Here is an 18,379-nt window from a genome sequence, read left to right on the forward strand (position 1 = left end):
TTGACAAGCGTACTGGCTAACAACATCTTGTTACTTGATGTGGTCCGCGGCCTGTCGGGTGTCGGAGCGGCTGCGATGATGACTGCTGGTAGTGCTCTGCTCGCTTAAGCATACACGGGTGAGCAATTGGCGAAGGCGTTCGCCATTTTCGGATCTACTGCTGGCGCCGGATTAGCTATTGATCCGTCGTTGTCAGGATTCCTGGTGGGGCTCGCTGGATGGCATTCGGTTTTTGGCCTGCACCTAGTGTCGCGTGTTGTTAGTTGTTTTGTGGTTGGTGTTTAGGATGATGAGGGGTATGGCGAATAGACCTGCTCCTGAACTGGTTCTGCGTGAGGGTGACCTGGAGGTGCTCGAGTCCTGGCTGCGTGCCACGACGGTGCCGGCTGGTTTGGCGCGGCGGGCGCGGATCGTGCTCCTGGCCGCTCAGGGGATGGCTAACAGTCGGATCGCGCAGGCGGTGGGAATCAGCGTCCCCACGGTGGTCTCCTGGCAGCGCCGCTACCAGGCCGGGGGTGTGCGGAGGCTGGAGGACGCGCCCCGCTCGGGGCGTCCCGGGCAGGTGCCTCAGGAGCGGGTCGTGGCCGCTACTTTGGCGCCACCTCCCAAGAGGTACGGGGTCACGCACTGGTCGAGCCGACTGCTGGCACGTCACCTGGGCATCGGCAACGCCACCGTGGCGCGGGTGTGGCGCAGTTATGGGATCCAGCCCTGGAGGTCGGGGACCTTCAAGTACTCCACCGACCCCGAGCTGGTGGGCAGGGTCACCGACGTGGTGGGCCTGCGCCTGGCGCCCCGGACAACGCCGTGGTGCTGTGCGTCGACGAGAAGTCCCAGATCCAGGACCTGGACCGCACCGCCCCGATGCTGCCCATGCAGCCGGGCGGGATCGAGCGGCGCACCCACGACCCCACTCCGCCGTTGGCATGCGCCCCCCCCCCCCCCCCCGCCGAGTACGAAGCCGCCTGGGTCTCCGACACCAACCACGGTCGCCAGGAACAGTCATAACCGGCCACCACTGGAGCCAGATAAACCGGCCTCCACAAAACCCGAGTCTTGACGTCCTAGTCTGTTTCAACTGGGGTGGGTTTGAGCAGGAATCTACCGGTACCCCCACTGGGATTCGAACCCAGGACCATGTGCTTATCAGGCACGCACGAGGTATAAGCTCGCTGCTCTAACCGCTGAGCTATGGGGGCCCGCCAGAGCCGGGAGGTTCGCCCACCCGCTCCAACGCCCGCACCCTACCGCACGACACGCCGTACCTCACCCCGAGCACCCCGGACAGGCGGCCCACCGATCGTCCTACGCTGTCGACGAGAGCCCCGCCGAGGCCTTCCCTTCATTCCAGGAGTGCCCATGAAACTCGCTCAGCGCGCCCGCGGCGCCCAGCCCTTCCACGCGATGTCCATCGGCGCACGTGCACGCCAGATCGAGGCGACGGGCGCCCACGTGGCCAAGCTGAGCCTGGGCGAGCCGGACTTCGGCGCCCCGCCCGGCGTGCACGAGGCCATGAGGGCCACCATGGACGGCCGCCCTCTGCCCTACACGCCCGCAGCTGGGCTGCCGGCCCTGCGCGAGGCCGTCTCCGGGCTGTACGCCTCACGACACGGGGTGAGCGTGGACCCGCGCAGGATTCTCATCACCGCCGGCGCCTCGGCGGGCCTGCTGCTGGCCATCGCCCTGACCACCGAGAACGGCGACGACGTCGTCATGGCCGACCCGTGCTACCCGTGCAATCGCGAACTCGTCGAGGCATTCGGCGGCCGAGTGGTCCTGGCCCCCACGAGCGCGTCCAGCCGCTATCAGCTCGACGTCGAGACCATGACGGCGGCCTGGACCCCGGCCACGAGCGCCGTCATGCTGGCCACGCCGTCGAATCCGACGGGCACGACCATCCCCTTCGACGAGCTCGCCCGCATCTGCGAGCAGGCGCGGGCGCGTGACGCGTGGCGCATCGTCGACGAGATCTACCTGTCGCTGGCCGACCCCGACGCCGAGGGCCACACAGCGCGCACGGCACTGGAGACCGATCCGGAGGCCGTGATCGTCTCCAGCTTCTCGAAGTACTTCGGCATGACGGGGTGGCGCCTGGGCTGGCTGGTGCTTCCCGATGAACTGTTGGACGCGGCCGACAATCTGGCCGTCAACTTCTTCCTGTGCGCCTCCACGCCCACGCAGATGGCCGCGCTGGCCTGTTTCACCCCCGAGGCTCTGGCCTCGTGCGAGGCCCGGCGAGTCGAGCTGGGGGTGCGACGCGGGATCGTCCTGGACGGCCTGAGGCGGATCGGGCTGCCCGTGCCCGTGGAGCCCGACGGCGCCTTCTACGTCTACTTCGACGTCTCGGGCACGGGGCTGGACTCGACGACCTTCTGCACCCGGGCCCTGGAGGAGGCCCACGTGGCGCTGACCCCGGGAGTCGACTTCGGTCCCGCGATGGCGGACACGCACGTGCGCCTGTCCTACGCGGCGTCGCGCGCCGAGCTCGCCGAGGGCATGAGACGGCTCGAGGGCTTCGTGCGCCCGCTGGGCTGACCGAGTCCCGCTCCCGGTCCGCCCTCGGTGCCCACGACTTGACCTGGAGCGGGCTCCAGGGAGCACGCTGGCTCGCATGGAGACGATCGAACTCGGCAGTAATAGCCCGAATGACGCCCTGATGGTGCCGCCGCTGGCAGTGGGCACGATGTACTTCGGCACCCGCGTCGCCCCGACCATCGCGCATGAGATCCTCGACGCCGCGCTCGACACCGGCGCGACGTTTCTGGACACCGCGAACAACTACGCCTTCTGGGTCGAGGACGGAACCGGTGACGAGTCCGAGACGGTCCTCGGCGACTGGTTCGGCGCGCGCCCCGGCGCTCGCGAGCAGGTCGTCCTGGCGACCAAGATCGGCGCGCGCCCGTGGCCGGGCACCAGGAGCCTGGACGAGGCCCTCGGCCTGTCGGCGCCCGCGGTGCGGGAGCAGACGGAGCACAGCCTGATGCGCCTGCGCACCGATCGCATCGACGTGCTCTACGCCCACATCGACGACACCCGGGTGCCGATCGAGGAGACCGTGGGAGCCCTTCAGGAGGAGGTCCGCCGCGGCACGGCCCGAGTGATCGCCTGCTCCAACATCACCTCCTCGCGACTCGGGGCCGGACTGCGCGCCGCTGCGGACGGCCCGCGCTACTCCGTCGTCCAGCAGCGCTTCACCTACCTGACCGCCGCGCCCGGCGCGGACCTGTCTCCCCACGTGCTCCTCGATGACGACCTCATCGACCTCGCCGTCGGCCAGCACCTCAGTCTGGCCGGCTACTCGCCGCTGCTCGGCGGCGCCTACACCCGGGACGATCGTCGACTGCCCGACGCCTACCGGCACGGTGCGACCGCCTCGCAGCTCGCCGCACTCGCACGTGCGGCGGACTCGACGGGACTGGACGCGGGCCAGGTCGTGCTGGCGTGGATGGCGGGCAGAGCCGTGACCGTGCTCCCCGTGGTCGGGGTGTCCACCAGGGCCCAGCTCGACTCGGCCGTGCGGGCGATGAGCGCCCCGCTGCCCGCGGCCGTGCTGGCCGACCTGGAGAGCGCACGCGGAACGGCATGATGACCGGCGCCCGGAATCACGACTGCACGATCAGCGCGGCCGCCGAGCATCTTGGCCTGAGCGTCGACGCCCTGAGGTACTACGAGCGCGCAGGTGTCATTCCTCCGGCTGCTCGCGACGCGAGCGGCCGGCGCCGTTACGGGCCCGAGGAGCTGCACCTGCTGGACGTCCTGATCCACCTGCGCGACACCGGTATGCCCCTGGCCAGGATCGCCGAGTTCACCAGGCTCGTGCAGCAAGACCCGGACGGTGTGCCCGAGCGCCTCGCACTGCTGAGGGACCATCGGGAGGCCATTACCGAACGCATGGCGCGCCTGGCCCTGTCGCTGAGCGTCGTCGACGGCAAGATCGCGGACTACAGCGCCCGCCTCGACGCCGATTCCACGGGCGAGGGCCGCTAGAGACCCGCCGCCCCCTGGTTCGCCCTCCCGGCAGTGACTAGACTCTCCCCGGTCAGTGGTGCACCCACACAGCGGACGAAAACCAGGCGATGATCCATGTTCCTTTCGTGCTGTCCCCCTTCTCCTCTCGCGGCTCTCACGGCGAGCCCGCCCGGTGCTGAGGGCGGTCCCGACGTCGGCGGAGGCGAGGCCAACCTCGTGCTCCCGGACCTGTCCGGCGTCCTCGTCTCCGGGGGCCTGAGCGGCCGGGCACTGCTCCTAGTGGGCATCTGCGTGTGCCTGCTCGGCCTGAGCTTCGGAACGGTCACCTTCCTGCGCCTGCGGGAGGCCCCCGTGCACTCCTCGATGCTGGAGGTCGCGGAGACCATCTACTCTACCTGCCAGGCCTACTTGGTGAGACAGGGGCGCTTCCTCATGATCCTGTGGGCCTTCATCACCGCCGTCATCATCGTCTACTACAAGGCGCTGGTCGGCTTCGGGTGGGGCAGGGTCGGCATCGTCGTCGTCTTCTCCCTGCTCGGGATGGGCGGCTCCTACTGCGTGGCGTGGTTCGGAATCCGGGTCAACACCTTCGCCAACGCCCGAACGGCCTTCGCCTCCCTGCGCGGCAAGCCGCACGACGTGCACAGGATCCCGCTGCGGTCGGGCATGAGCATCGGCATGGTGCTCATCAGCCTCGAGCTGCTCATGATGCTCGTGATCCTGCTGCTCCTGCCCGCCGACGTGGCCGGAGCCTGCTTCATCGGCTTCGCCATCGGGGAGTCGCTGGGAGCCTCCGCGCTGCGCATCGCGGGAGGCATCTTCACCAAGATCGCCGACATCGGCGCCGACCTGATGAAGATCGTCTTCAAGATCGACGAGGACGACCCCCGCAATCCCGGCGTCATCGCGGACTGCACCGGGGACAACGCGGGCGACTCGGTGGGCCCCAGCGCCGACGGGTTCGAGACCTACGGCGTCACCGGCGTCGCCCTGGTCACCTTCGTCCTCCTGGCGGTCCCGGACGCCGGGCTCCAGGCCCTGCTGCTCGTGTGGATCTTCACGGTGCGCGCCGCGATGATCCTCGCGGCCTGGGCCGCCTACGGGATCAACGCGGCCTGGTGCCGCGCGCGCTTCGGCGATGCGGACCGGATGAACTTCGAGACGCCCCTGACCACCCTGGTGTGGCTCACCAGTGCCTTGTGCATCGTGCTGACCTACCTGTCCACCTGGCTCGTCCTGGGCGGACAGGACGGCGGGCTGTGGCTGCGCCTGGCCACCATCATCACCTGCGGGACGCTGGCCGGGGCGCTCATCCCGGAACTGGTCAAGGTCTTCACCTCCACCGGCTCCCAGCACGTTCGCGAGACCGTCAAGTCCTCGCGCCAGGGCGGTGCGAGCCTGAACATCCTCTCCGGCGTCGTGGCGGGCGATTTCTCCGCCTTCTGGCTCGGCATCACCGTCGTGGGCCTCATGGGAGGGGCCTTCCTCCTGTCCGGCTCCGGGCTGGAGGGGATCATGGCGGCCCCCGCCGTCTTCGCATTCGGCCTGGTGGCCTTCGGGTTCCTGGGCATGGGCCCGGTGACCATCGCCGTCGACTCCTACGGCCCCGTCACCGACAACGCCCAGAGCGTCTACGAGCTGTCCCGCATCGAGGACATCGACGGCATCGACGAGGAGCTGCACCGAGACTTCGACCTCCTCCCCCACTGGGAGAGGGCCAAGTTCCTCCTGGAGGACAACGACGGCGCCGGCAACACCTTCAAGGCGACGGCGAAGCCCGTCCTCATCGGAACCGCCGTCGTGGGCGCCACCACGATGATCTTCTCGATCATCATCGGACTGACCGATCACCTGACCAGGGGCATCGAGAACCTCTCCCTCATGCACGCCCCCTTCCTCCTGGGCCTCATCACCGGCGGGGCCGTGGTCTTCTGGTTCTCCGGGGCGTCCATCCAGGCGGTGACCACGGGCGCCAACAGGGCCGTCGCCTTCATCAAGGAGTCGATTCACCTGGACACGGGAGCGGAGCGCGCCTCGGTGGAGGACTCCAAGCGAGTCGTCGATATCTGCACCCAGTACGCCCAGCAGGGAATGCTCACGATCTTCCTCGCGGTCTTCTTCGCGACACTGTCCCTGGCCTTCGTCGAGCCCTTCTTCTTCATCGGCTACCTGGTGTCGATCGCGGTGTTCGGCCTGTACCAGGCGATCTACATGGCGAACGCCGGGGGCGCGTGGGACAACGCGAAGAAGGTCGTCGAGGTCGACCTGCACATGAAGGGCACCGCCCTGCACGACGCCTCGATCGTCGGGGACACCGTCGGCGACCCCTTCAAGGACACCTCGTCGGTCGCCCTGAACCCCATCATCAAGTTCACGACTCTCTTCGGTCTGCTCGCCGTCGAGCTCGCCGTCAGCCTCAAGGCGCAGGGCCTGGGGACCCTGGTGCACGTCCTGGCGGCGGCCTTCTTCCTCGTGGCGCTCTTCTTCATCCACCGCTCCTTCTACGGCATGCGCATTCCCGCCCGCACCAACGACGACGACGAGATCGGAGCGGAGGACTCGGAGGACGACTCAGAGGACTCGGAGAACTCAGAACCCATGGAGGCACGGTCATGAGGATCGCCATCAAGTACGACGACATCGACATCTCGTCCGCCGGACGCATCGCCGGCCATGAGGCCGGCGACACCCTGGTACGGCGACTGCTGAGGATCTTCCCGGAATCGACCGTCATCGCCCCCGTTCCCAGGCAGAGCGAGGAGTTCGACGTCGTCCCCCTGGAAGGGCTCGATCCCACGGACCTCGTCGTCATCAACATGGACGCGGCGGACTCCCCGCACGTCTGGCAGGTCCTCTCCCGCGCCCCCGGCACGGCGCCGGGAACGGTGGCGGAGCCGCGGATCATGAACTTCGTCTGGCGACCGGTGCCGTCGAACGCCCCCAGGGTCCACACGGCGACGCTCGCGCTGTCGTGCGCCCTGTTCCCCACCTTCGCGGACTCCCGGCGCACGGCCAACGAGGTGCGCGAGCTCGTGGCGAAGTGGACGGCCCAGCACCTGTACGAGAAGTCCACGCTCTCCTGGGTGAACCTCGGATTCAGGCTCGACCACATCCAGCCCCGCACCTACTCGGACGTGCCGATCGTCCTCTACCCGTCGATCTACCTCACGCGCGGGAAGCACCCGGAGCAGTTCTTCCGAGTGCTCGAACAGGTGCGCCGGTCCGTCCCGCTCAGGGTCGAGATGCGTCTGCAGGAGGACAGTCTCGTCTCCGAGGCCGCCATGAGCATCTCGCAGCGGGACTGGGTGTGGATGGGGCCGCTGACCGCCACCAGGCAGTCCTACTGGGAGGCCCTGGCGCGGACGACCGCCTTCCTGGCCACCGCCGACAAGGTGTCCTACGGCCTGCTCTACGTCGAGGCGCTGGGAGCGGGCGTCATCGGTGTCCTGCCCGACCGGGAGTGGGCACGCGCTCTCGTCCCGCCGTCCTACCCCTTCATCTACCGGGACCTCGCGGAGGCGGCGACCATGCTCACCCGTGCGCTGAGGGAGCCGGAGGCCTGCCGCAGGCAGATGGACGAGGCCGCGGGCGGGTCCTTCTCGTCCTGGATCGCCCAGCACCACTCCGACGACGCCTTCGACAAGGCGATCGTCGCGCGCGTCGAGGAGTGGTTCGGTCGCTGACTCCCCGCCCACAAAGGGCGGGAGCCGGCGACCGTCGTCCCGGCCTCCCATTCCCCGGCCACCCTGTCGTCTCTTTCGTCGAGACCGATCTGCCGACAACCGGTTGCAATCCCGTACCGCGTCGATAACGCTGCTATGCGCCGCACTCGATGCAAAAAGACGTTAATTCCAGGATCAAGATTGCCCAGGAACAGAACGCTGGAGCCGGACCACCTTCCTCCACCGGACCAGCAGGACCACAGTCCCGCAGTTCTGAGCGACAGAATGTCGCGGATATTGCGAGCATCCAGACCAAAATGGTAATATGAATTATGCCCCACAAATCCCAACTCAACCCGAAGACGCTTATAGCGTCAGCCTACGGCAACGCTCTGAAGTCACAGCAGCCACTTGCACGCGCTAACCTTCAGCGCCTTCGTCGAGCCCACCCGAATAAAACACCCGCCCAGATCATTACCTCGATCAACAGAACCTATATCACTACTGTATCCACAAGCGGAGCCTGCGCAGGCCTTACTGCTGTCGCACCCAACGGTGCAGTTCAAGTACCTGCCGCTCTCGCAGACCTCACCGCCTACCTCGAAGCCTCAATCCTCTACGTTCTGTCGATCTTAGAGATCTATAGCATCGACAACACCGAGCTCCGTAGAACCATGGTTACCGCGATTCTCCTCGGCGATAAAGCAGCATGTAATACCATCAATGCACTGGCGAAGAGAACAGTCCCGCACTGGAGCAAAAACGTCATTCGAACCATCCCAATGTCAGCCATTAACAAAGCAAACGCCATCTTGGGGCCGCGTTTCATTACGAAGTACGGCACCAAGCAAGGAGTACTTGTTCTAGGCAAGCAGGTCCCCATGTTCATCGGGGCGGGTATCGGCGCCGGAGGGAACGCCGCGTTCGGATGGCTCACCATCAGAGCCACGCGAAAACTATTAGGACCACCTCCAGAATCTTGGAACGAATTCGAGAATGGTCGCATTGAGACCAACCCTTCGCACTCAGAAATCTAAACGGAGTGTGGCGACAACGACCCTGGATCCAAATGTCGTCGAACCATTCCAATTGGAAGACTTCAACAAGACCGACCTCAATCTTTCACAATCGGCAAGACGGCCTTGTTGCCTGCAGCTCGGGTCAATCACCGAATGCGGATGGGCGGTTTGCTGCATGTCCCGTCACGACGGCCGAACCACTCCAAGGCTGGAAATTCTTTCTCATGCGATGGAGTGGACAATGCGCTGGTATTGATTAAAACGCCCATACCGACGGGTCGGATTGCCTCATTCAGCAGCCTTATTCCGACCACCCCCACCAGCGGCGCATCGCCGGACTTCACACCCGTCTGCGGATATAATCCAGTTCCTCCACCACGAAGATGCTCCTCCCCTGGTCATGCACGGACCTAAGCAATCCGCATCATCCCAGGGAAAAGGAACATCTTCATCCCTATTCAGCACCACAACGATGAAAACTTGGCGCTAGTGTCTCGTGTTGTTAGTTTGTTTTTGGTTGGCATTTGGTGAGGATCTCGTCGGGGGTCTTGGTCCAGGTGAATGGGTGGCAGCGCTGGTTCCAGCCTTTGATGAAGGCGCGGATCTTGGTGTTGAGGTCCTTGACGGAGGTGAAGACTCCTCGGCGGGTGGCCGCACGGTCGATGACGGAGAAGAAGATCTCGACCATGTTGAGCCAGGAGGCACCGGTGGGGGTGAAGTGGACGTGGATGCGGGGGTTGGCCTCCAGCCAGGCGCGCGCCTCGGGGGTCTTGTGGGTTGCGTAGTTGTCGATCACCAGGTGCAGCTCCTCGTCGGGGTAGGCGCGCGCGACCTGGCGCAGGAAGACGAGCAGCTCGGTACGGCGCTGGCGGGGCCTGCAGGCGGCTGTGACGCGGCCGGTAGCGACCTGAAGGGCGGCGAACGGGGTGGAGGTGCCGTGCCGGGTGTAGTCGTGGGTGCGCCGCTCGATCCCGCCCGGCTGCATGGGCAGCATCGGGGCGGTGCGGTCCAGGTCCTGGATCTGGGACTTCTCGTCGACGCACAGCACCACGGCGTTGTCCGGGGCGCCAGGCGCAGGCCCACCACGTCGGTGACCCTGCCCACCAGCTCGGGGTCGGTGGAGTACTTGAAGGTCCCCGACCTCCAGGGCTGGATCCCATAACTGCGCCACACCCGCGCCACGGTGGCGTTGCCGATGCCCAGGTGACGTGCCAGCAGTCGGCTCGACCAGTGCGTGACCCCGTACCTCTTGGGAGGTGGCGCCAAAGTAGCGGCCACGACCCGCTCCTGAGGCACCTGCCCGGGACGCCCCGAGCGGGGCGCGTCCTCCAGCCTCCGCACACCCCCGGCCTGGTAGCGGCGCTGCCAGGAGACCACCGTGGGGACGCTGATTCCCACCGCCTGCGCGATCCGACTGTTAGCCATCCCCTGAGCGGCCAGGAGCACGATCCGCGCCCGCCGCGCCAAACCAGCCGGCACCGTCGTGGCACGCAGCCAGGACTCGAGCACCTCCAGGTCACCCTCACGCAGAACCAGTTCAGGAGCAGGTCTATTCGCCATACCCCTCATCATCCTAAACACCAACCACAAAACAACTAACAACACGCGACACTAGTGCCCCTGGGCCTCCTCGGCGTCGTCGGTCAGGTAGGAGATCCGGCGCACGAGGTCGAAGGGGTCCGAGGTGTCGGTGGTGGTCAGGGTCCCGGGGACCGGCTGCGCCGGCCCGCCGCCCACCGAGTAGGTGGCTGTCCACGTGGTGGTCAGAGTGATGACCACGCCCTCGGCGGTCCGGGAGTATGCGTGGAAGACCGTGTGGTCGGGGTACGCGGCCCCCGGATCCTTGGTCGTGAGCGTGGTGCCGTCGCCCCAGTCCCAGGTGTACGACACGGGCGTGGCCACGATGGTCACGACGTCTCCGCCCATGGTGGTGGTCAGGGTCTGGGAGTCCCCCGAGGTGTAGGCGATGACGATCTTGGACACCAGCGCCTTGGACCCGGGCGGTTGTCGCACGATGCCCGAGCCACTGGCCATGACCTTGGCGACCTCCGAGGAGGTCATCACCACCGGCGCCGCGGCGCCGGCTGGATCAGCGGCAGCAGCAGCCTCTTCCGGAGCCGACCGGGCGCCGAAGGCAAGGCCGATCACCACCCCGGTGCAGGCACCGCGGGCGACCGCGGAGCTCAATGTCTGGCAGTGCCTATAGGCCGCCGCCATGGAGGACTCGGCCTGGCCCCCGGAGGCCTCACCATCCGCCGGGGCCTCGGCGGCAGAATCCTCCCCGATCCCCGCCGCGGGTGCTGGATCCGGGTCGACCACATACTTACGAGCGCGTGTAAACTCTGCAGAGTTGTCAAGCGTCTCAACACCCCACCTCTCCTCGGCCGTGGCGGGCGAGGTCATGCTCGCCGCTATGACGGCCGCCGCGGCGACGGCGATCGACGCGGTCCAGGCTGAGCCTCTCATTCGCCCTGCTCCTCCTGCTCGACCCGTCCCCCTCGAACGACCCAGCGCCCGTCCACGTACTTCATGGCGAGCATGAGCAGGGTGCCGGTCGCGGGCTCACTCACGTCCGGCGGGGCGCCGGTGCCGTCGTAGGAGTAGGACGCCTCCTGGTCGAAGACGACGTCCACCTGGGAGTACTCGCTGTCGGGCCCGGGATCCAAGTAATCGGTCCGAGTAATGGTGTGAGTCCACGGACTGATCCATCCGCCGGCCTCGTGGAGCTTCCCGACATTGGTGATCACCGAGTTGCAGAACAGGCAGTCCTGCTGACTCATCGCCTTCCACTGCTCCAGGTCACCCGTGGCGTACACGTAGGGATACAGCTGGACGACGTAGGTCGCGGTCGCGATGGCCCCCTCGGAGGAGTTCTCGTCCATGTTCTCCGGCCTCTGCGGGGCCGGCATCGCCAGGGCCGCCTCGCGCTCGGCGGCCTGGTCCGCCGGAAGATCCGACGTCGGCGACGCTGAGGCCGACACGGACTCGGCGGAGTCCGGCGGACCGGCACTCCCCTGAGCGACGCCGCCGCCCCTGCCGCAGGCCACCAGGGCCCACAGCAGGCTCAGCGCCAGGACCGGTGTCACGACCGGCACCCATGCCCGCGAGCCGTCGCGGGGAGAAGGGCTCCGCTCAGGGAACCGCGTATCGAGAGGAGACGAGATCGAGGCGATCATGATCGCTCACCACCATCAACAACGAGGCAACAGGGAACACGGGCCACCATCGGCCCTAGGGATCAGGCACCGCGGATTGGTACCACGCCGGTACTGTACCGACAATTCCCCAGGACCCGCCATCCTCGTAGTCCCATGTGGATAACGTCGGGTCGCGCGGCGCCCGCGGGCTTCTGCGGGTCGGTCGTCGTGAAGCGGGCGGTTGCCGTCGGGCCCGAAGAGCATCCCCGGACGTCCCCCGCCCGGCATTATCATGACGGCATGATCGACTCCGCAGCGATCGCACGACTCAAGGCCGAGGCCGCACGGGCCGCCGCCGACGCCGCCGAGGCCAGAGCCGCTGCGGCCCAGGCGGCCCTGGATGCCGCGCTCGCCACCGGTTCCGCATCCGCCGATCGTCCCGTTCCAGAGGCTCCGGCGGAAGCGCCCGTGGAGTCGGCGGCGTCGTCCGATTCCGACGCGGCGCCTCCTGCTGCCGAGCCCGCGGCGCCCTCCGAGTCCGCCGCGAACGACCCCCCGGACTCCACGGATGAGCCACCGGCGAGGGGCGCACCGGAGGCGGCGGAGACCCCTCAGTCCGAGGAGGCCGCCTACACCGCACAAGTGCGTTCCGGTTACGGCTTCTCCTCCCCCACCCTGCCGGTGGGCACCTACCTCGACACGCTCTCCGGTGGCGAGCCCGCAGCGGTCACAGGCCTGTCGATCGGCATCCCGTTGGAGCTGCTCAACCGGCACGCGCTGGTGGCCGGGGCAACCGGAACCGGCAAGACCCGCACGCTCCAGCTCCTGGCCGAGGGCCTGTCCAGCGCCGGCGTGCCAGTGTTCCTGGCCGACGTCAAGGGCGACCTGACCGGCTTGGCCGAGCCCGGAGCCTCCAATGACAAGATCGCCTCCCGGATCGGCTCCACCGGTCAGGACTGGCAGGGCCGGTCCTTCCCCATCGAGCTGTTCAACCTCGGTGGATCGGACTCCGGCGCCGGTATCAACGGCACCCCGATCCGCACCACGGTCACCGAGTTCGGGCCGATCCTGCTCTCACGCGTCCTGGGGCTCAACGACACGCAGGCCTCCGCCCTCCAACTCGTCTTCCACTGGGCGGACGGCCAGGGGCTGGCCCTGCTGGACCTGAAGGACCTGCGCGCCGTCGTCGACTACCTGACGAACACCGACGCAGGCAAGGAGGAGCTCAAGACCATCGGCGGCGTCTCGGCGGCCACGGCCGGGGTCATCCTGCGCGAGATCGCCGCCCTGGAGGCCGCCGGCGGTGAGGCCTTCTTCGGCGAGCCCGCACTGGATGTGCGCGACCTCATGCGGGTCTCCCCCGATGGTCGGGGCGTCATCTCCGCCCTGGAGCTGGCCGACATCCAGTCCCAGGGCACGCTGTTCTCCACCTTCCTCATGTGGCTGCTCGCCGAGCTCTTCGAGACCCTGCCGGAGGTCGGCGACCCGGACAAGCCCACCATGGTGTTCTTCTTCGACGAGGCCCACCTGCTGTTCTCCGGCGCCTCGAAGGCCTTCCTGGAGGCCGTGGTGCGCACGGTGCGGCTCATCCGCTCCAAGGGCGTGGGCATCGTCTTCATCACCCAGTCCCCCACGGACGTCCCCGACGAGGTCCTGGCACAGCTCGGCAGCCGGGTCCAGCACGCCCTGCGCGCCCACACCCCGGCCGACGCCGTCAACCTTAAGAAGGCGGTCTCCACCTTCCCGGTCAGCCCGGTCGACCTCGGCCGGGTGCTCACGTCGCTGGGGACCGGCCAGGCCGTCGTCAGCGTCCTGGACGAGAAGGGGCGCCCGGCGCCGGTGGCCCCGGTGGTCGTCAACGTTCCCGCCGCCGTCATGGGGCCGGCCCAGGACGGCACGGTCAGCCAGGTGCTGGCCTCCTCTCCGCTCAAGCCCACGTACGCCACGAGTGTGGATAACGAGTCCGCCTACGAGCTGCTGGCCCAGCGGGTCCAGGCCGGCGCCGAGGCCGCCGAGGCCGCGCGCGCCGCCGAGCAGGCCGCCAAGGAGCAGGCCAAGGCCGACGCCGCCGCCCGGAAGGCCCTGGAGAAGGAGGCCGCCCGTCAGGCGGCTCGGCGTCGCAAGGAGGCCGAGCGCCTGGAGCGCGAGGCCGTCAAGGAGACCCAGCGTCGCCAGCGCGAGGCGGAGAGGGCCACCGAGCGCCGGCGCCGAGAGGTCGAGAAGACCATCGGCGGCCTGGGCCGCCAGATCACCCGCGAAATCACCCGTTCCATCTTCGGCACTCTGCGGAGGCGCTGAGGCGAGGAGGCTCCGTTGAGCATAGGCAACGTCGCATTCATCACAATCGCACTCTTCATGGTTCACGAGTTCGACGAGATCATCTTCATTCGCCGATACATCGACGAGCACGCCAGGGACAGGCGGTACTCGACGGAGATGTTCATCGCCGGAGCCGGCAACTATCCGTCGACCGAGTCGGTGGCCGTCATGATCTGCGAGGAGTTCATCGTCGCGAGCCTCATCCTGCTGATCGGAATTCTTCTGGGGTCGATGGAGACGATCGTCGCCACCTCCATCGTCTACGCGCTGCACCTCCTCGCCCACATCCGTGAAGTCTTCGCCTTCCCCGGCTGGGCGCCGGGAAGCCGGTCCGCCCTCGTCACCTTCCCGCTGGTGGCGGTGACGCTGGGCGCCGTGTTCATCATGGTCCCCATGAACTACCCGGTGCTGGCGATCCTCACGGTCGTGATCGGCGCCGTGCTGATGACGAACCTGGGCATTCTTCTCAGGATGACGAGCAGGGTCGACGCCGCGATCACGAGAGCCGTGTGACGCAGCGGGAGCCTCGGGCGCTCTCCCAGCGCGACGGATCACGTGCGCGTCGTACAAGGGACCCATGGTGGACCCGGCCGGACTCGAACCGACGACCTCCGCGGTGTAAACGCGCTGCTCTACCAACTGAGCTACGGGTCCGCGCCCTCGCAGGACCGCGAGGGGCGAGAGTATCAGGCGGCCCCCATCGCCCATCGGGCCGACCGAGCACCGGCGGCCCGGGCCCCGGAGCCGCTCAGCGCCGACGGCTGGAGATGCGGATGCCGCTCCAGCGCTCTCCCATCGATGCCGCCGACGTCGCGTGCATGCCGGCGGTTCCCGCGGCCTCCTCGATATCGGAGGCGGGAACCGCACCCGTCGTGCGGGCCTTGGGCGTCAGCAGCCACAGCACGCCGTCGCCGTCGAGATTGGCCTGCGCATCCACGAGAAGGTCGGTCAGATCGTCCACATCACCGTCGTCGTGGCGCCACCAGATGAGCGCGGAGTCGGCCACATCCTCGTAGTCCTCATCGACGAGCCCGGTTCCGGTCTCGGCCTCCGCGGCCCGACGGAGCGCCTCGTCGACGTCGTCGTCATACCCGAACTCCTGGATGATGAGGCCCGAGTCGAAGCCGAAGGCCCCGCCCGCTGTGCTCGTCACTATGGTCTGCTCCCTTCCTGGGCGTGCGCCCCTTGACCGGCCCCGCCGTCGAGACCGTGAGGACTAGCCCACCGCACGAAGGCCGGAATGCGCAAGCGAACACGCACTCGCAATCTCAGCGTATGCGCACCGCACCGGTCGGCGCGACACCCCACTCCACTTCAAGTGTTTCACATCACACGTGAATTAGGACTTTCTTCCCCCTGAGAGAGGATCACGACCGCTCGGAGGGCCTAGATTGGGGACTGTCAGCCCCGACGGGCCCAGTATGCGTTCGACGACTCGACCGACCGCCGGTTGTCCGGAGAGCCGTTCGCCGTCGGCCCGCCGCCCCGACCGTGCAGACGCGAGGAAAGAGGATTCCGTGAGCCCCACCAGTGACGCCACGCCGCTGATCGACGGCCTCCTGACCAAGGTCGCCGACAACGACCCGGAGGAGACCAAGGAGTGGCTCGAATCCCTCGAGGCCCTCATCCAGGACAAGGGGGGCCCGCGCGCCCGCTACATCCTGCTGTCGATGCTGGCCGAGGCCCGCAAGAAGAACGTCAGCCTCCCGGCTCAGACGACCACCCCCTACGTCAACACCATCGCGGTCGAGAACGAGCCCTACTTCCCCGGCGACGAGGACGCCGAGCGCACCTACCGCCGCTGGCTGCGCTGGAACGCCGCCGTCATGGTCACACGGGCCCAGCGCCCCGGCGTCGGCGTCGGCGGGCACATCTCCTCCTACGCCTCCACGGCGACCCTCTACGAGGTCGGCTTCAACCACTTCTTCCGCGGCAAGGACCACCCCGGCGGCGGCGACCACATCTTCTTCCAGGGGCACGCCTCTCCGGGCAACTACGCGCGTGCCTTCCTCGAAGGCCGACTGGGCGAGGCCGACCTGGACGGCTTCCGCCAGGAGTGCTCCCGCCCCGCCGGCGGCCGGGGCCTGCCCTCCTACCCGCACCCGCGTCGCATGGACGACTTCTGGGAGTACCCCACCGTGTCCATGGGGCTGGGACCGGCGGAGGCCATCTACCAGGCGTGGTTCGACAAGTACCTCGACGGCGCGGGCATCAAGGACACCTCCGCCCAGCGCACCTGGGCCTTCCTGGGCGACGGCGAGATGGACGAGCCCGAGTCCCGCGGCATGCTCCAGCTGGCGGCCTCCCAGCAGCTGGACAACCTCACCTTCGTCATCAACTGCAACCTGCAGCGCCTCGACGGCCCCGTGCGGGGCAACGGCAAGATCATCCAGGAGCTCGAGGCCTTCTTCAAGGGCGCCGGCTGGAACGTCATCAAGGTGATCTGGGGCCGCGGCTGGGACCAGCTGCTGGCCGCCGACAAGGACCACGCCCTGGAGCACCTCATGATGGAGACCCTCGACGGGGACTACCAGACCTTCAAGGCCAACGACGGCGCCTACGTGCGCGAGCACTTCTTCGGACGCGACGCGCGCACGGCCGAGCTGGTCAGGGACTGGACCGACGAGGAGATCTGGGCCCTGCAGCGCGGCGGCAACGACTACCGCAAGATGTACGCCGCCTACAAGGCCGCGACCGAGCACCGGGGCCAGCCCACCGTCGTCCTCGCCCACACGGTCAAGGGCTATCTCCTGGGCTCCCACTTCGCGGGCCGCAACGCGACCCACCAGATGAAGAAGCTCAAGGTCGACGACCTCAAGGGCCTGCGGGACCGCCTGCACATCCCGATCACGGACGAGGAACTCGAGGCCGACCCCTACATGCCCCCCTACTACCGGCCCGCCCCGGACGATCCGGCACTGCTCTACATGCTCGAGCGCCGCAAGCAGCTCGGCGGCTTCCTGCCCGAGCGCCGCGACGACGGCAAGCGGCTCGACCTGCCCGGGGACAAGGCCTATCGCATCCTCAAGGGCGGATCCGGCAAGCAGGAGGTCGCCTCGACCATGGCCTTCGTGCGCCTGCTCAAGGAGCTCATCAAGGACAAGGGCGTCGGGCGCCGCATCGTGCCGATCATCCCCGACGAGTCGCGCACCTTCGGGCTGGAGTCGCTCTTCCCCACCAAGAAGATCTTCAACACCCAGGGGCAGAGCTACACGCCGGTGGACGCCGACATGATGCTGTCCTACCGCGAGTCCGACTCCGGCCAGATCATGCACACCGGCATCAACGAGGCCGGCAGCGCCGCCCTGTTCCAGGTCGCGGGCACGAGCTACGCCACCCACGGCCAGCCCATGATCCCCGTCTACATCTTCTACTCGATGTTCGGCTTCCAGCGCACCGGCGACCAGCTCTGGGCCGCCGGCGACCAGCTCGCGCGAGGATTCGTCGTCGGCGCGACGGCGGGCCGCACGACGCTCACCGGCGAGGGCACCCAGCACATGGACGGGCACTCCCCGCTCATCTCCTGGACCAACGAGGCCTTCGCCTCCTACGACCCGGCCTACGCCTACGAGATCCGCCACATCGTGCGCGACGCCCTGGACCGCTGGTACGGGCCGGACTCGGGTCGGGACCGCAACATCATGTACTACCTCACGGTCTACAACGAGCCCATGGTCCAGCCCGCCGAGCCGGCCGACGTCGATGTCGAGGGCATCATCAAGGGCATCCACAGGATCGCCGGCGCCCCCGAGAGCGACGGGCCGGAGGTCCAGCTGCTCGCCTCCGGTGTCGGCGTGCCATGGGCCCTGGAGGCCCGCCGCATCCTGACCCAGGACTGGGGCGTGCGCGCCTCGGTGTGGTCCGTGACGTCCTGGGGCGAGCTGCGCCGCGAGGCGCTGGCGGTCGACAGGGACAACTTCCTCAACCCCTCGGGCCCCCGAGGCGTCCCCTATCTCACCAGCAGGCTCGCGAGTGCGCAGGGGCCCTTCATCGCCACCAGCGACTACGACCACGCGGTTCCCGACCTCATCCGGCCATGGGTCCCCGGCAGCTACCACGTGCTGGGCGCCGACGGCTTCGGCTTCTCCGACACGCGCGCCGCGGCCCGCCGCCACTACCTCATCGACGCGGACTCCGTGGTCGTCAAGGCGCTCCAGGCACTGGCCGACGACGGCATGCTCAGCCGCTCGGTGCTGCAGCACGCTGTGGACCGCTACGACCTGAGCAACGTGAACGCCGGGAGATCCGGCGCCCAGGGCGGCGAGTCCTGAGC

13 protein-coding genes, 2 tRNA genes and 2 pseudogenes are annotated in these 18,379 nt (G+C 67.7%); 10 read left to right on the forward strand and 7 right to left on the reverse strand.

The annotated features are described in order from the left end of the window. Nucleotides 1-298 precede the first annotated feature (298 nt). Nucleotides 299-679, forward strand: a pseudogene (locus tag G448_RS19190) (helix-turn-helix domain-containing protein); the annotation flags it as partial. Between the two features lie 17 nt (nucleotides 680-696). Here G448_RS19190 and G448_RS19195 read toward each other — a convergent pair. Then, the gene (locus G448_RS19195; RefSeq protein WP_425393642.1) at nucleotides 697-906 is read right to left on the reverse strand and encodes a hypothetical protein; all 210 of its coding nucleotides are present in this window, start codon (nucleotides 904-906) and stop codon (nucleotides 697-699) included. Between the two features lie 202 nt (nucleotides 907-1,108). Beyond that, a tRNA-Ile gene (locus G448_RS0107495) sits at nucleotides 1,109-1,199 on the reverse strand. Between the two features lie 160 nt (nucleotides 1,200-1,359). Between G448_RS0107495 and G448_RS0107500 the strand changes: the two genes are divergently transcribed. The 6 genes from G448_RS0107500 (at nucleotide 1,360) to G448_RS17530 (ending at nucleotide 8,668) form a co-directional block, all read left to right on the forward strand. Beyond that, nucleotides 1,360-2,535, forward strand: coding sequence for an aminotransferase class I/II-fold pyridoxal phosphate-dependent enzyme (locus G448_RS0107500; protein WP_026407487.1), 1,176 nt, complete (start codon nucleotides 1,360-1,362; stop codon nucleotides 2,533-2,535). A 76-nt stretch (nucleotides 2,536-2,611) separates the two neighbouring features. Then, nucleotides 2,612-3,586 carry an aldo/keto reductase gene (locus G448_RS0107505; protein ID WP_051268726.1) on the forward strand — a complete coding sequence of 325 codons (975 nt, stop codon included), beginning with the start codon at nucleotides 2,612-2,614 and terminating at the stop codon, nucleotides 3,584-3,586. Beyond that, entirely contained in the window at nucleotides 3,583-3,987 is a 405-nt protein-coding gene (locus G448_RS0107510; RefSeq protein ID WP_026407489.1) for a MerR family transcriptional regulator, read from the forward strand. The genes G448_RS0107505 and G448_RS0107510 overlap by 4 nt, the downstream gene beginning before the upstream one ends. Nucleotides 3,988-4,083: 96 nt before the next feature. After that, complete coding sequence (locus tag G448_RS15635; protein ID WP_051268728.1) at nucleotides 4,084-6,585, forward strand: sodium-translocating pyrophosphatase; 2,502 nt, start codon at nucleotides 4,084-4,086, stop codon at nucleotides 6,583-6,585. Then, nucleotides 6,582-7,652: a glycosyltransferase gene (locus tag G448_RS0107520; protein WP_026407490.1), complete on the forward strand. Its 1,071-nt coding sequence runs from the start codon at nucleotides 6,582-6,584 to the stop codon at nucleotides 7,650-7,652. The genes G448_RS15635 and G448_RS0107520 overlap by 4 nt, the downstream gene beginning before the upstream one ends. A gap of 311 nt (nucleotides 7,653-7,963) precedes the next feature. Further along, on the forward strand, nucleotides 7,964-8,668 hold the full coding sequence (locus G448_RS17530) for a hypothetical protein (protein WP_084436484.1): 705 nt from the start codon (nucleotides 7,964-7,966) through the stop codon (nucleotides 8,666-8,668). Between the two features lie 468 nt (nucleotides 8,669-9,136). On the opposite strand, the pseudogene G448_RS17535 reads toward G448_RS17530, so the two are convergent. From G448_RS17535 to G448_RS17035, 3 genes and pseudogenes are all read right to left on the reverse strand, one after another. Beyond that, nucleotides 9,137-10,210 (reverse strand): annotated as a pseudogene (locus tag G448_RS17535) (IS630 family transposase). 51 nt (nucleotides 10,211-10,261) lie between these two features. Beyond that, entirely contained in the window at nucleotides 10,262-11,116 is an 855-nt protein-coding gene (locus G448_RS18790) for a hypothetical protein (RefSeq protein WP_245572244.1), read from the reverse strand. Then, nucleotides 11,113-11,736: a DUF6318 family protein gene (locus G448_RS17035; protein ID WP_245572245.1), complete on the reverse strand. Its 624-nt coding sequence runs from the start codon at nucleotides 11,734-11,736 to the stop codon at nucleotides 11,113-11,115. Before G448_RS17035 ends, G448_RS18790 begins: the two co-directional genes overlap by 4 nt. Nucleotides 11,737-12,087: 351 nt before the next feature. Here G448_RS17035 and G448_RS0107540 point away from each other — a divergent pair, with 351 nt between their 5' ends. Together G448_RS0107540 and G448_RS0107545 are read left to right on the forward strand one after the other, a co-directional pair. After that, nucleotides 12,088-14,085: a helicase HerA-like domain-containing protein gene (locus G448_RS0107540; RefSeq protein ID WP_026407493.1), complete on the forward strand. Its 1,998-nt coding sequence runs from the start codon at nucleotides 12,088-12,090 to the stop codon at nucleotides 14,083-14,085. A 15-nt stretch (nucleotides 14,086-14,100) separates the two neighbouring features. Next, nucleotides 14,101-14,619, forward strand: a complete 519-nt coding sequence (locus G448_RS0107545) for an HXXEE domain-containing protein (protein ID WP_026407494.1) — start codon at nucleotides 14,101-14,103, stop codon at nucleotides 14,617-14,619. Between the two features lie 65 nt (nucleotides 14,620-14,684). Here the strand turns inward: G448_RS0107545 and G448_RS0107550 are convergent. Further along, nucleotides 14,685-14,760: transfer RNA gene (locus G448_RS0107550), tRNA-Val, on the reverse strand. Nucleotides 14,761-14,854: 94 nt separating this feature from the next. After that, complete coding sequence (locus G448_RS0107555) at nucleotides 14,855-15,259, reverse strand: DUF3052 domain-containing protein (RefSeq protein WP_026407495.1); 405 nt, start codon at nucleotides 15,257-15,259, stop codon at nucleotides 14,855-14,857. Between the two features lie 364 nt (nucleotides 15,260-15,623). On the opposite strand from G448_RS0107555, the gene aceE reads away from it, so the two are divergent. Next, nucleotides 15,624-18,377 (forward strand): pyruvate dehydrogenase (acetyl-transferring), homodimeric type, encoded by a 2,754-nt coding sequence (gene aceE / locus G448_RS0107560; RefSeq protein ID WP_026407496.1) that lies wholly within the window; start codon nucleotides 15,624-15,626, stop codon nucleotides 18,375-18,377. Nucleotides 18,378-18,379 lie beyond the last annotated feature (2 nt).

The organism is Actinomyces gerencseriae DSM 6844, assembly GCF_000429265.1.
Lineage (GTDB): Bacteria > Actinomycetota > Actinomycetes > Actinomycetales > Actinomycetaceae > Actinomyces > Actinomyces gerencseriae.

Coding starts and splice junctions, on each gene's coding strand:
- G448_RS15635 (WP_051268728.1), top strand. CDS start 4,084: ATGTTCCTTTCGTGCTGTCCCCCTTCTCCTCTCGCGGCTCTCACGGCG.
- G448_RS0107520 (WP_026407490.1), top strand. CDS start 6,582: ATGAGGATCGCCATCAAGTACGACGACATCGACATCTCGTCCGCCGGA.
- G448_RS0107510 (WP_026407489.1), top strand. CDS start 3,583: ATGATGACCGGCGCCCGGAATCACGACTGCACGATCAGCGCGGCCGCC.
- G448_RS0107500 (WP_026407487.1), top strand. CDS start 1,360: ATGAAACTCGCTCAGCGCGCCCGCGGCGCCCAGCCCTTCCACGCGATG.
- G448_RS17530 (WP_084436484.1), top strand. CDS start 7,964: ATGCCCCACAAATCCCAACTCAACCCGAAGACGCTTATAGCGTCAGCC.
- G448_RS0107540 (WP_026407493.1), top strand. CDS start 12,088: ATGATCGACTCCGCAGCGATCGCACGACTCAAGGCCGAGGCCGCACGG.
- G448_RS18790 (WP_245572244.1), bottom strand. CDS start 11,116: ATGAGAGGCTCAGCCTGGACCGCGTCGATCGCCGTCGCCGCGGCGGCC.
- G448_RS0107505 (WP_051268726.1), top strand. CDS start 2,612: ATGGAGACGATCGAACTCGGCAGTAATAGCCCGAATGACGCCCTGATG.